The sequence below is a fragment of the Ancylobacter sp. WKF20 genome (assembly GCF_029760895.1).
In the GTDB taxonomy this organism is placed as follows: Bacteria; Pseudomonadota; Alphaproteobacteria; order Rhizobiales; family Xanthobacteraceae; genus Ancylobacter.
This window is the reverse complement of sequence record NZ_CP121679.1, coordinates 4,138,081-4,150,616: the sequence shown is the minus strand read 5'-3', so window position 1 is coordinate 4,150,616 and position 12,536 is coordinate 4,138,081. Positions and strand designations below refer to the sequence as shown.

Sequence of the window (12,536 nt, the reverse complement as noted above, 5' to 3'; positions counted from 1 at the left end):
GATTTGAACAGATCATCGTTGTGGTCCGGAATGCGATAACCATTTCAATAGGACTGCTTCCCAGGAGGCTCGCTTGGGGCTCGTCATGTCCATTACAAGGTAACGGGCTATTTCCAAGAGGCAAGTGGCAGGGTATTTGCTGCGATACGGTAGTGGCGGGCAGCAGCGGCCGTTTTCAGCCGTAGGGTCAAAAGGGGCGGGCATTGTTGCAGAAAGAACAGGCAGAATCGGCTGTCTTGCGCTCTAGCTTCAGGCGTACATGGGCCATCGAAGCCAATGGCTTGAAGGCAATGGCCGAAGCTATCACCGGCCAACTTGGCGACGGGATGGAGCGCGCGATCCGCTCCATCGAGGCCTCCCGTGGCCGCGTCATCGTCACCGGTATGGGCAAGAGCGGACATATCGGCCGCAAGCTCGCCGCGACCTTTGCCTCCACCGGCACCCCCTCACTGTTCATGCACGCCGCCGAGGCGAGCCATGGCGATCTCGGCATGGTGACGCCGGACGACGTGCTGCTCGCCCTTTCCTGGTCCGGCGAGACGGCCGAGCTGAGCGACATCGTGCATTATGCGCGCCGCTTCGCCGTGCCGCTGATCGCCATCACCTGCAATGCCGACAGCACGCTCGGGCGCGCCGCCGATGTCGTGCTGGCGCTGCCCAAGGTCGAGGAAGCCTGCCCGAACGGGCTCGCGCCCACCACCTCCACTCTGCTCCAGCTCGCCGCCGGCGATGCGCTGGCCGTTACGCTACTGGAGCGGCGCGGCTTCTCAGCCTCCGATTTCCGCGTCTTCCACCCCGGCGGCAAGCTCGGCGCGCGCCTGCTCAAGGTCGCCGACCTCATGCATGGCGAGGACAGCGTCCCGCTGGTCGCGCGGGGCACGCCGATGAGCGCCGCGCTGATCGAAATCACCGGCAAGCGCTTCGGCTGCTGCGGCGTGACGGCAGACGGGGTGCTTGTGGGAGTGGTGACGGATGGCGATCTGCGCCGCCACATGAGCGGTGACCTGCTGAGCCATCCGGTCGAGACGGTGATGACGGCCTCCCCGCTCACCGTCGCGCCGGATGAGCTGGCCAGCGCCGCGTTGGGCCTTATGAGCCGCACGCAGATCACCGTGCTCTTCGCGGTGCGCGACGGCGTGCCGGTCGGCATCCTGCACATTCACGATCTCCTGCGCGCCGGCGTCATCTGACCCTGCCCGCCCATTTTCGCGAGGACTTCCCATGAGCGGCGTTTCCGCCAATGCCATCGTCACCCTCGGCGAGGTGCGCTTCGGCAATGATCTGCCGATCGCGCTGATCGCCGGCCCGTGCCAGATGGAGAGCCGCGAGCACGCGCTGGAATGCGCCGCCGCGATCAAGGAGATCGCCACGCGCCGCGGCATCGGCGTGGTGTTCAAGACCTCCTTCGACAAGGCCAACCGCACCTCGATCAAGGGCGCGCGCGGCATGGGCATGAAGGCGGCGCTGCCGATCTTCGCCGAGATTCGCGAGCGCTACGGCATGCCGGTGCTGACCGACGTGCATGATGACGACCAATGCGCCCCGGTGGCGGAAGTGGTCGACGTGCTGCAGATTCCCGCCTTCCTGTGCCGCCAGACCGACCTGCTCATCGCCGCGGCTGCGACCGGCAAGGTGGTGAATGTGAAGAAGGGCCAGTTCCTCGCCCCCTGGGACATGAAGAACGTGGTCGCCAAGCTCACCGATTCGGGCAACCCGAACGTGCTGGTGACCGAGCGCGGCGCCTCCTTCGGCTACAACACGCTGGTCACCGACATGCGTTCGCTGCCCATCATGGCCGAGCAGACCGGCGCGCCGGTGATCTTCGACGCCACCCACTCCGTGCAGCAGCCGGGCGGCCAGGGCACCTCCTCCGGTGGGCAGCGCGAATTCGTGCCGGTGCTGGCGCGGGCAGCGGTGGCGGTCGGCGTCGCCGGCCTGTTCATCGAAACCCACCCCGACCCGGACAAGGCACCGTCCGACGGGCCGAACATGGTGCCGCTGAACCAGTTCGAGGCACTCATCGCCCGCCTTCAGGCGTTTGACGCGGTGGCAAAGGCTTGACCAATCCATTTAGCGGGGGCGCGCCGGTGAAAGAAGTTATAGTTACGGGAGATATTTTTCGACTATCAGCGGGTGGAGGTAGTGGAAACCAAGACAGGAATATCAGTTGGCTTCACGCTCTATTAAAGTTCCCAATCTTTGCGGCGACAGGTACATACCCCGGACTTTTAAGGCACGACAATAGTCCACTGAAGTGCAGTGATATCTATGATGCAGCCGGTCTCCGTCCTTCACTATCAGCTTGGGCGGAGCTCTCTGCTGCCTTTCCCAAGAATGTGTCCGAGCGCTATGCCTCCCTTTTTCAGGGGAAGATTGTCGTTGGTTTCGAGTTGTCGAATGCGATGTGCGCGGCACTTACCGAATGGGACGTCCCTTATATCTGCATCCTAACGCACCCCGTCCGGTTCTTGGATGACATCGCTTTTGCTGTGAGCACGAACATATCTGGCATCCACCAGGGCTTGGCTAAGCTCTGCATGCGCGAGGCTATCTGCTTTGAGCATGCAGGGTTTATCACTGCTTATTTTGCGAGTCGTCGCCGGTCGGCCGACAGGGCCGATTTTCGGCTTTTTGCAGCACAGACCCACGACGATAGGAGCTTATTCCGCGATGGCGCAATAGTCTCTCAAGACTGGATCGGGGAGAAATTGGTCGCGCTCTATAAACCCGACGACGTCGTTGCGTTCAAGCACCACCCTCTGAAACGATCCGCAGAGGTGTTTGAAAAGGTTAAAAACAGGTGCGCGAATACATATGAGACGAGCGCAAACGTATACTCTCTTCTTTCGGACCCCAATCTAAGCGATGTAATTACCGTAAGCTCTAGCGTAGGCGTAGAGGCCAAGTACTTTGGCAAAAACGTGACATACTTACATAAGCCATTCGTGGCTCCACTCTATAGAAACGACACCTCCGCAGTTGGTGATTTCATGTCGTGCGGGACAAATCTTCTATCTGCAGATTTTTGGCGGATACTTTTGTCCACTTTTGTACCTGTGTCCGACCTAGATGGGCATCAACACATCTATCGGCCCGACTTGCTTAGAGCAACACTGAATCAAGATTGGAACTTTGGTGAAATCTACGCAGATTTTATTGTCCAAAGCTCGCCCCTCGGACGTGTCATGGCGCATCCAAGCGTCTGGGCTCGCTTGAAAAACAAGCTAATGCGCCAGATCAGAAGAAGCTAGCTCGCCCGGAAAGCGGAGTCTCCCATCGACATCATTGGCGTTGATTGTCGAGCAGATCGCCTTCTACACTGACGGAATTGCCTGAATAAGCCATATCTCGAAATTCTGGGCAGTTCTCGATTAGCTCGTCATACGTGCCGGTCGCAGCGACGAGGCCCGCCTTGATAAAGAAGATGCGGTCGCAATTGCGCACGGTCGACAGGCGGTGAGCAATCATCACTAGCGTGCGGCCGCTCTTGGCCTTTTCGATCGCCGCCATCAAGCGACGCTCGGTGGCGTTGTCGAGAGCCGCTGTGGCCTCGTCGAGGATCAGAACTTCCGGAGCGAAGTACAGCGCGCGGGCGATGCCGACACGCTGGCGCTGGCCACCGGAGAGCCGCACGCCGCGCTCGCCGACATTGGTCTGAAGCCCCTCGGGCAGCCCCCGGATATAATCGGCGAGCTGCGCCGCCTCCAGCGCGCGCCAGATGGCGGCATCGTCGATTTCGTCCTCCGGCACGCCGAGCGCGACGTTGCGGCGGATCGAGGCATCGGTGAGGTAGATGGCCTGCGGGATATAGCCGATGAGCCGCTGCCAGCCAGCCATGTTCTCTCTGATGGAGCGGCCGCCGACGGTGATGTCGCCGCCGCTATAGGCAAGGAATCCCAACATCACGTCGATGGCCGTGGTTTTGCCCGAGCCCGTCGGCCCGACAAAGGCCACCGAGCTGCCAGCGGGGATGGTTAGTGACAGACTCTGCAGCGCGTCGTGGTTCTGGCCGGGGTATCGATAGGTCACGTCGGTGAAGACGATGTCGCCCATTGCTAGGGGCTTGGTGGTCGCCGCCGCGTCGAAAGAAGGCTCATCGGGCCCGATGCCCAGCACCCTATATTCATTGACCAGATTGACCAATGTTGCGGTGTTAGAGCGCATCGTATTGAGGCCAACCGCTAGTTGGTTGAGTGTAGGCAACATCCTCACTGCCACCGATCCCATTAGTGCCAGCGTAGGCACGACTAGATCAGGCGAACGCCCCTGCAGCAGCATGACGAAGACCAGCAGAATCAACGCTGTCAAGCCGACCGTCTCAAAGACCGGCTTGGACAGGCCTTGGTTGAAACGCATGGTCCGCTGAGCTTCCTCGCGTACTTCGGCATGGTGCTCGAACTCTTGCCGGACATCTCCTTCAAGTGCCCGTAGGCGAGTGTGTTTGAATGAGCCCAGACCCTCATTCAGCGTCTGTGTCAATAGGCGATTGCGCAGGCTAACCTCTGCACCGACTCGGCCAAGCGTCTCACGCTTGGTGCGAACAAAAAGGAAGCAGGCCCCTCCTGCCGTAACGCCAAGCACCAGCGCGAGCATCGGATCCGCCACCAAGACGAGCAATGTCAGTGCGATTATGATGAATAGCGCCTGCGCTGCTGTCAGCAACGGCAGGAGATAGTTTCCACCCATACGAACAGTTTCATTGATTACTAAGTGAACAAAGTGAGCTGAGTTGCGCGTGAGGTGAAACAGGTAGGGCGCATGCAAATAGGCCGTAAACAACTGAAGTGAAACGTCACCCCCAATACTAGCCATAAAGCGTGATTGTACTTTTAGAACAATCAGATTGAATAGGCCTCGGAGCAAAAAAAGTGCAATGAGTCCTAGCCCGCCAACATAAAGTAGAGTCGTTACGTCGTCGATGCCTACGACATTCAGCCACCCGCTGACACGAGGCATGGCCATTATCTCTTCTGATCGGCTAATCAGCAGGACATAGGCGGGCACCGCGCCTACCGCGAAGAATTCAAGCACGCTGAGAATGAACTGGAGGCCCAGCAGCACGACGAACTCGCGCCGCCGCGTGCGAGAAAGCAGGCTCCAGAATTCGGGAAAGCCGCTGATCTTCATACCGCTCCTCTAAGGCCTGGAAATGCCGGACGAACCTGGCCGTGATGTTCCGCCAAGACTGCTACCATCCCAGCGCTCTGTAGTCAGCGAGGAACCAGCATCTTCCGCAGCGGCAATAGGCGGGATTATTCCTACGGTCCGAGGGGCTGCCCCGCGTCGTGGTGATCAATGATGCGCCAGAGACGCGACGGATCCTCCCTGCGGTCCCGATGAAGCCACCGAGGTTGCACTTCTGATAACTCTCGGACGATCGAAGCCCCCACCCCAACTGCCGATCAGAGATCCGGCGCGACATGCCATTGCCGTGGACCGCACGTCGTCCACGTTCATTTTATGTTCATGCGAACCGCCGAATCCCCACTTGTTGGCTTACAGCGCTCCTGTGGGCACAGGACGGTTTATATGCGCGAAGCGATGATGGGTCTGCTCGCGCGGCCGGGTGAGACCATCCATGATCTAAGGCAAAGGTGAAGTGCCAGCGGTGTGGCAAGCGTGGTCCGACCGGACCCTTCGTATTTGCCGACACTGACGAGAGCAATGGCTGGGACTGCTTACACCGTACGGGTGGGCTCAACGCGCGACGCAAGGACTCGTAGATTAGGTACTGCGGTCGGCCTAGACACGATCTGGAAAGCATCTTCCGGGACAGCGGCTGCACCGCCCTCGCCACGCTCAACGGCGCGCGGAACCAGAGATGGGTGGGAGAGCGGCAGACACGGCCCGGGATTGTACGCAGCTATGCAGATGATCGTTTTATATTTCACAGTTTGTGCCAATATTTCTGAATATGGCGCGGTCGCATAGCCTAGGAGAGCAGCGATGTCGGGAGTGGCAGGGCAGTGCGATATCAAGGCCGAGGTCTGCGACCGGGTGCGGGACATCCGTTACATTTGCGAGGCTCACGGATGGACCGACCTCGTCTATCTACTCGATATGGTCGCTCACGAGATGCAGAGTCGCATGGAGACCCCGACGGAGGTGAGCGTCGAGTCGGGCGATGTAGCGGTTCAGCGCCGTCACTGATGCATCGGCGGCACCGTCCATCACCAACCTGATTCGGATGAGATGCATAGTGCTCCTGGCGGAGCCGATGCGTTCGGGCTCCCGTGCGAGCAGTGCCTCTGAGGCAGCGATCATCATCGCGATTTCCTCGGGATCAGGAATGGCTTCTCTCGCGCTCCGCATTACAGCCCACCTACGATGTTCTGCGCAGGCCGTCGACATGAGCGGCATCAGCGCAGGCAATCCCGTCATATGCGGAGCACTTCGGGACTTTTTTCGGGAGACTCGGCGCCGTTATGGGACATTTGTTGCCCAACGGTTTCATTTTTGCTGCCGCGGGCAGTGCACTCATCAGGGGATGTTCTCTTTAAATACCAAGCAGTTAGATGGTCGGAGTGCCGGAACTCGAACCCACGCCCCCCCCCCCAGACAAGTCGCCCTGCCAGGCCCACTCGCGCTCCCGAGACGCTTAGCCGCCCAGCCTACTGCTCGGGACGTTCTCGGGGCTCTATGTCACGCAGCCTGAAAATGCAGCGTACTCGTGCTCGTCTTGCTCCACACTCAGCAACTTCTACCGTGGCAAACATAGCTACAATATCAATAACTTAGTTGGCGACCGCGGCTAGACTCGAACCAGCGATCTGCCGCTTAGAAGGCGGATCGCCGCAGTGCGATCTTGATTTTTTCCACCAGGTTAGATCCTGGACCTCAATGGAACTCGGGAATTTCTCGGGAAACCACTCAACAGCCCTACTATCCGGCTTTCGCATCATCCTCGCAGTATCCACAAAGAGTTGTGGACGACCATTCGAGAAAGCTACGCGCGCCCCGACGCGGCTACCGATATCCAAAGGAATACAACTCCTAAGGTAATTTCAGTTGATAATATCCGTTGCACGCCGCATCTTTTGGATATGCCTGTGCGGTGGAATGCGATTCATAATGAAATACGACTTCTCCCATTTCTCGATCCAATCATTCGCGCGATTTTTCCAAGCTCTCGCTTTCGCCGTCGCAGGAGGCGGGGTACAAGTGTTCGGCGCGGGCAGGGACGGTGCGTGTGACAACGTTTGAGGGCTCCGCAATCATCACTGACAAGCACTGGAACGGTGACACAGGTAGCTATGATCACTTTCATAAGTCGTCCGAGAGCTTGACTTATGAACTAACTTGGCGGACCTTCGAATATCTAATGCCGCAGCTGCATGTAGTTACAACAAATAGCGAGTTGCACTGATGAGAAGCACTTTTTATAATAGAGATCATGCGGTTATAAAAATAATGATCGTATCTACGGCGACAGAAAATATAACGCTATACCGAGGTCAGTCGGACAATATCAATGGACCCGACGGAGACGTATTTCGTTACGCCTGGAAAACGCGGGACGAATTGATTACTGATGCGGAATTGAATACGTTCGGCGCAGACGCGCGCTATGGAACTCGGATTGTATTTGACGATCCCCAAGGTAAGGTTCCATGAACGTAACTCGGAGAGCTTTGCGGTCCATCTAAGTGGCAGCTAGCGCTTGGTTTATTCATGCTCCACGACCGTCTGATATTGTCGACGCGGACGGTCATGGGCTTTCAGTGGAGACGTCACTGAATATAGGCATCGCGCGTTTATATTGAGCGGCTCCTTCAGTCACAACTTCACCTTCTCTTCCTGCGTCTGCTTATCGAACAGACAGGGCGCAGCTCATTCGTCAATATGCCTTCGCGGATATTGCCGAGCGAGACAGGTTGGGAAATCCCGCAAAATAACCTGGCGCTTCAACGAACAGGAAGCATCAGGTTGGGCTGTCTAAAGTACTGATATAAGACGATTAATCCGCTCCCCTAGGGAGTGACACCCCTCCCGACAACGGACGTTCCCAACTGGCGAGATGAGTCAGCTCAGAATGCCACGTCAGCTAACCACGACGGCCGGTCTTGACTGGTCTGACGCCAAAAGCCGCCATTCCGGATACGGCCCCACACCGGACTTTCAGACACGCACTTGGCCATATCCGTTGAGCGCTTTCCGCTCCGCGTCTACCTCGTGATCCCGCCAAAGAGGTTGTTCCCCTCGTTACCCAAGTCGGAAAATCCATGGGGAACAAGTTTTCGATAACAATATCAGTTCTGTACCCCCCGTTCCCCTTGTTCCCCTGAAAAAATGATGAGATCCGCAACGTCTTCGCTCAATCGTGTGTCTTGCTGAGCATCCTCACCCGCACAATGGGAGGCCCAAGCCTCCATGAGCTTGCGCCGCTTCTCCAATGCATCCCCACGGCGATAGGCGCGCTCGACCTCATCGCCTACCGTGTGGGCCAATGCGGCTTCGGCAACCTCACGTGGGAAGGCGGTCTCTTCGCCAACCCAATCGCGGAATGTCGAACGGAAACCGTGAACGGTGCAGTCGCAATCCATTCGTCGCAATTGCATATCGAAAGCCATGACGGATAAGGGTTTAGCCTTTCGGGCTCCCGGAAACACAAAGGCATCGGCTTCAGAGCCCGGCAGCTTCATTCCGGTCAGGAGTCTGGCGGCCCGATCCGAGAGCGGCACTCGGTGCTCACGTCCCGCCTTCATGCGATGGGCGGGGACCGTCCATATCTTTGCCTTCAGATCGATCTCTCGCCATCGCACCTCTCTAGCCTCACCGGAGCGGGCGGCTGTCAGGATCAGGAATTCAAGAGCACGGGCGGTCACGCCCTCACTGTCTTGAAGGGTTGCGATGAAGGCCGGCATCTCTGCATAGGGCATCGCCGCATGATGACCCCGCTGTAGCTTCTGGCGCTTTGGCAGCAGGCTATCGAGATGGCCGCGCCACAGTGCCGGGTTCTCTCCTGAACGCAGGCCCTTCGCCCTGGCGGCATCAAGCACCCGCTCGATCCGGCCACGGATGCGGGAGGCGGTCTCGGCCTTCTTCGTCCAGATCGGCATCAGTAAGGCCAAAATATCCTCGGTAGTGATGGCATCTACCGGAGTGCCGCGTATCGAGGAGCAATAGGTGGGACCGAGCGTCATTCGCCATTGATCGAGATGCTTGGCATTCCGAAACCCCGGAGCGATGCTCTCGATCAGACGATCTGCCACCTCTCCAAAGGTCGGCTTGTCCACCTGTGCCTTTCGGGCGGCCTCAACGGCACGGCGCTCTTCCAGTGGGCTTTTTCCGGCATCAACGATCTTGCGAGCATCGGCAGCCTTCTGGCGGGCTTCGGCCAGCGACACGTCACGTACGGAGCCCAGCCCCAACTCCGAGCGTTTGCCCTCCCGCTTGAACATGAACAGCCAGGACTTTGCACCAGTCGGAGCGACCTGAAGATAGAGTCCGCCGCCATCTGAATGACGACCGGGATCGGTGATTGCCGTCACGGATCGAGCCGACAGCTTGTTAGTCGCCTTGGCCATCGCTACCCCACCCCCTACCCCACCCACAGATCGTCATTCTAGCGAACGGCGACGAACTCTGGTAGCATGGCGCGGGAATAAATATCGATATTTCAACGGCTTTACGAACTCAGGCGAATTGAGGCGACACGTAGTATTTCGGACGCTCCCTCCGCCATCTAGTCCCAAACCATACACGTCCCGACTTGCATCCGGTGGCCCGCTGGCTGGTGGCTGAATGATCGCAGCGTTCCCCTTCCCCGCTACAGCCACTCGCCCATGGGCCGCACCTCATAGCCCGCGCCGATCAGACGGGTCTTGACCGCGCGTGCCATCGCCACGGCGTCGGCGGTGTCGCCATGGACGCAGACCGTGTCGGCGCGGACCTTGATGCGGGTGCCGTCGAGCGCGGTCACTTCGCCGGTCTCGACGATGGCGAGGATGCGCGCGGCGGCAGCCTCGGCATCGTGCAGCACGGCGCCGGGGAGCTTGCGGGAGGCGAGGTTGCCGTTCGCGGCATAGGCGCGGTCGGCATAGATCTCGCGGGCGAGCCTCAAACCCGCTGCCTCGCCGGCCCGCTCGGTCGGAAGGCCCGGCATCACCACGAAGATGAAATCGCGGTCCACCGCCCGGATGGCGCGGGCGACGGCGCGGGCGAGGTCGATGTCCTCATTGGCCATGTTGCCGAGCGAGCCATGGGTTTTCACATGGGTGAGCCGCTGGCCCTGCGCCGCAGCCAATGCCTGTAGCGCGCCGATCTGGTAGATGAGCTGCTTCTCGATATCGGCCGGGCTCTGCCCGAGGATAGGCCGACGGCCAAACCCCCAAAGATCCATGAAACTCGGATGGGCGCCGCAGCCAACGCCGCGCGCCTTGGCGCCGGCGAGCGTGTCGGCCATCACCAGCGGGTCACCGGCGTGGAAGCCGCAGGCGATGTTGGCGGAGGTGACGATCTCCAGCATCGCCGCGTCGTCGCCCAGTGAATAGACTCCGAAACCTTCGCCCATGTCGCAATTGAGGTCGATCTTGGTCATGGCAGGCTCCGTCAGAGGGGCAGCGGATCGAGCGCCGAGCAGACGCCGCCGATGAGGTTGTGGGCGAGAAGACGTTCGCTGGAAAGCTCCGCGCCCGGCGGGGGCGGCTCGCTCATGGCGGCGGGCAGGCCCGCGATGAGCCGTTCCTGCGCCTCAGCCGCCGCCTGCGCCTCATCGGGGCTGATCGCGGCAAAGCGCAACGTGTCGCCGGGGCGGGCCTGGCCGAGCCGCCAGAGGTCGGGGCCAATGACAGTGGCGATCTTCGGGTAGCCACCGGTGCTCTGCCGGTCGGCCAGCAGCACCAGCGGGCGGCCATTGCCGGGCACCTGGATCGAGCCATTCATGATGCCGTCGGAGACGATGTTGAATCCGGCCGCGTGCTCGATGGCGGGACCGTCGAGCTGCGCACCCATGCGGTCGGCCTTGTCAGTGACGCGGTACTCCGAACCGAGGAAGGTGGCGATGCCGGCGGGAGTGAAGAAATCGTCCTGCGGGCCGAGAACGACGCGGATCGGGCCGTGGGCGCGCGGGCGATGGGCGTCCGCTAGCATGAGCAACGGGCCGGCCGGCACGCCGTTCAGCGGCAGAAGATCGCCCGTGCGCAGCGCGCGCCCTTCCAGCCCGCCGATAGCGGAACGCGAATGGGTCGAGAGGCTGCCGAGCGTCGGGGGAACATCAAAGCCGCCGGCAATGGCGAGATAGGCGCGCATTCCCGTGCGCGCGGCGCCGATGTCGAGACGGTCACCGGGGGACAAAGCATGCGACTGCCAGCTCTCCGCCGGGCAATCATTGATGCGGAGGGTCATGTCGGCGCCCGCCAATGCGAAGCGCACGGGCCCCTCCTCCACCACGGCGGAGAGGCCGAGCATGGTGAGTTCCACCGCCGCCCTGCCGCGCGGATTGCCCACGAGCAGGTTCGCCGCCTGCAGCGCGAGCGTGTCCATCGCCCCCGAGGCGGAAATGCCGAAGCGCTGATAGCCGAAGCGCCCCATGTCCTGGAGGCTGGAGAACAGGCCCGGCCGGTCGATGCGCAAAGCAGCCATCACGCCGCCTCCGCCTCGGCGATGAGCGCGCCCTGTTCCGCCGCGCGGCAGAGCGCGTCGTACTCGGCCGCCGCAATGGGGACGAAGCGGATCGTGTCCCCGGCGGCGAAGAGAAAGGGGCGCTCCGTGCGGGCCGGGTCATAGGAGCGCACCGGCGTCTGGCCGAGCAGGTGCCAGCCGCTGGGGATTTCCAGCGGCGGGGAGATGGCCGCCTGCCGCCCGCCAATGGAGATGCTGCGCGGCGGGGTCTTCAGCCGCGGATCGGTGCGCCGGCTGGTGTGGATAGGCTCGGGCAGGCCCCCGAGATAGGCGAAGCCGGGCGCGAAGCCGATCATATAGACCCGGTAGTTGGCGCCACTGTGCAGACCGATCACCTCATCGGTCGTGAACCCGTGCAGCCGCGCCACCGCGTCGAGATCGACCCCATGGGCGCCGCCATAAAGCACCGGCACGCGCCACACCGTGCCTGTCGCTTCGGCGGCATGGTCCTGCGTTGCGAGCTCCAGCACCGCCGCCCGCAGTTCGTGGCGCGGCAGAAGGAGCGGGTCGAACAGGACGAGGGCCGAGCGATAGGTCGGCACCACCTCGCGCAGGCCCGGCAGGCAAAGCGCCTCCAGCGCCGCCGCCAGCGCGATGACCCGCCGGTTCACGTCCTCGTCGATGGCATCGCCGAACTCGATGACGAGCCCGCTCTCGCCGGCATCGAGCAGGCGGGGGGCCTCGGGGGCGAGAGGGGTGGCTGTCGTCATCATGCACGTTCTTCCGTCAGCGGGCGGGAGCGAGCGCCCCTCTTTTCCAGATATGTGCCAAGCCGCCAAGGCCGGGCAGAAGGCGGGTCGGTGGACCCGCTCAAACGGCAGCGGCGGCAGAGGGTTGCGGCTCCCTCGAAGCCCCGCTCGGGTGCGGCGGCACGCTGGCTCCCCTCGCGCCGGCGGCGCCGCAATGCTCAGCTT

At 61.0% G+C, this 12,536-nt stretch carries 9 protein-coding genes; 4 read left to right on the top strand and 5 right to left on the bottom strand.

Going from position 1 to position 12,536, the window contains the following annotated elements; translation table 11 throughout:
• Nucleotides 1–290 precede the first annotated feature (290 nt).
• From AncyloWKF20_RS19185 to AncyloWKF20_RS19175, 3 genes are read left to right on the top strand one after another with little or no spacing between them, the layout of a single operon-like run.
• Nucleotides 291–1,190 carry a KpsF/GutQ family sugar-phosphate isomerase gene (locus tag AncyloWKF20_RS19185; protein WP_279315545.1) on the top strand — a complete coding sequence of 300 codons (900 nt, stop codon included), beginning with the start codon at nt 291–293 and terminating at the stop codon, nt 1,188–1,190.
• A gap of 31 nt (nt 1,191–1,221) precedes the next feature.
• Nucleotides 1,222–2,061, top strand: coding sequence for a 3-deoxy-8-phosphooctulonate synthase (kdsA, locus tag AncyloWKF20_RS19180; protein WP_279315544.1), 840 nt, complete (start codon nt 1,222–1,224; stop codon nt 2,059–2,061).
• Nucleotides 2,058–3,251 (top strand): hypothetical protein, encoded by a 1,194-nt coding sequence (locus AncyloWKF20_RS19175; RefSeq protein WP_279315543.1) that lies wholly within the window; start codon nt 2,058–2,060, stop codon nt 3,249–3,251. Before kdsA ends, AncyloWKF20_RS19175 begins: the two co-directional genes overlap by 4 nt.
• Before the next feature lie 31 nt (nt 3,252–3,282).
• On the opposite strand, the gene AncyloWKF20_RS19170 is transcribed toward AncyloWKF20_RS19175, so the two are convergent.
• The gene (locus AncyloWKF20_RS19170) at nt 3,283–5,127 is read right to left on the bottom strand and encodes an ABC transporter ATP-binding protein (RefSeq protein ID WP_279315542.1); all 1,845 of its coding nucleotides are present in this window, start codon (nt 5,125–5,127) and stop codon (nt 3,283–3,285) included.
• 819 nt (nt 5,128–5,946) lie between these two features.
• On the opposite strand from AncyloWKF20_RS19170, the gene AncyloWKF20_RS19165 reads away from it, so the two are divergent.
• A complete protein-coding gene (locus AncyloWKF20_RS19165; RefSeq protein ID WP_279315541.1) occupies nt 5,947–6,150 on the top strand; it encodes a hypothetical protein in 204 nt (67 codons plus the stop codon).
• A gap of 2,099 nt (nt 6,151–8,249) precedes the next feature.
• Here the strand turns inward: AncyloWKF20_RS19165 and AncyloWKF20_RS19160 are convergent.
• The 4 genes from AncyloWKF20_RS19160 to pxpB all read right to left on the bottom strand — a co-directional run bounded on the left by AncyloWKF20_RS19160 (nt 8,250) and on the right by pxpB (nt 12,335).
• Nucleotides 8,250–9,527 carry a site-specific integrase gene (locus tag AncyloWKF20_RS19160; RefSeq protein WP_279315540.1) on the bottom strand — a complete coding sequence of 426 codons (1,278 nt, stop codon included), beginning with the start codon at nt 9,525–9,527 and terminating at the stop codon, nt 8,250–8,252.
• A 242-nt stretch (nt 9,528–9,769) separates the two neighbouring features.
• Entirely contained in the window at nt 9,770–10,540 is a 771-nt protein-coding gene (locus AncyloWKF20_RS19155; RefSeq protein WP_279315539.1) for a LamB/YcsF family protein, read from the bottom strand.
• Between the two features lie 11 nt (nt 10,541–10,551).
• Nucleotides 10,552–11,583 (bottom strand): biotin-dependent carboxyltransferase family protein, encoded by a 1,032-nt coding sequence (locus tag AncyloWKF20_RS19150; RefSeq protein WP_279315538.1) that lies wholly within the window; start codon nt 11,581–11,583, stop codon nt 10,552–10,554.
• Nucleotides 11,583–12,335, bottom strand: a complete 753-nt coding sequence (gene pxpB, locus AncyloWKF20_RS19145) for a 5-oxoprolinase subunit PxpB (protein ID WP_279315537.1) — start codon at nt 12,333–12,335, stop codon at nt 11,583–11,585. The genes AncyloWKF20_RS19150 and pxpB overlap by 1 nt, the downstream gene beginning before the upstream one ends.
• Nucleotides 12,336–12,536: the final 201 nt, after the last annotated feature.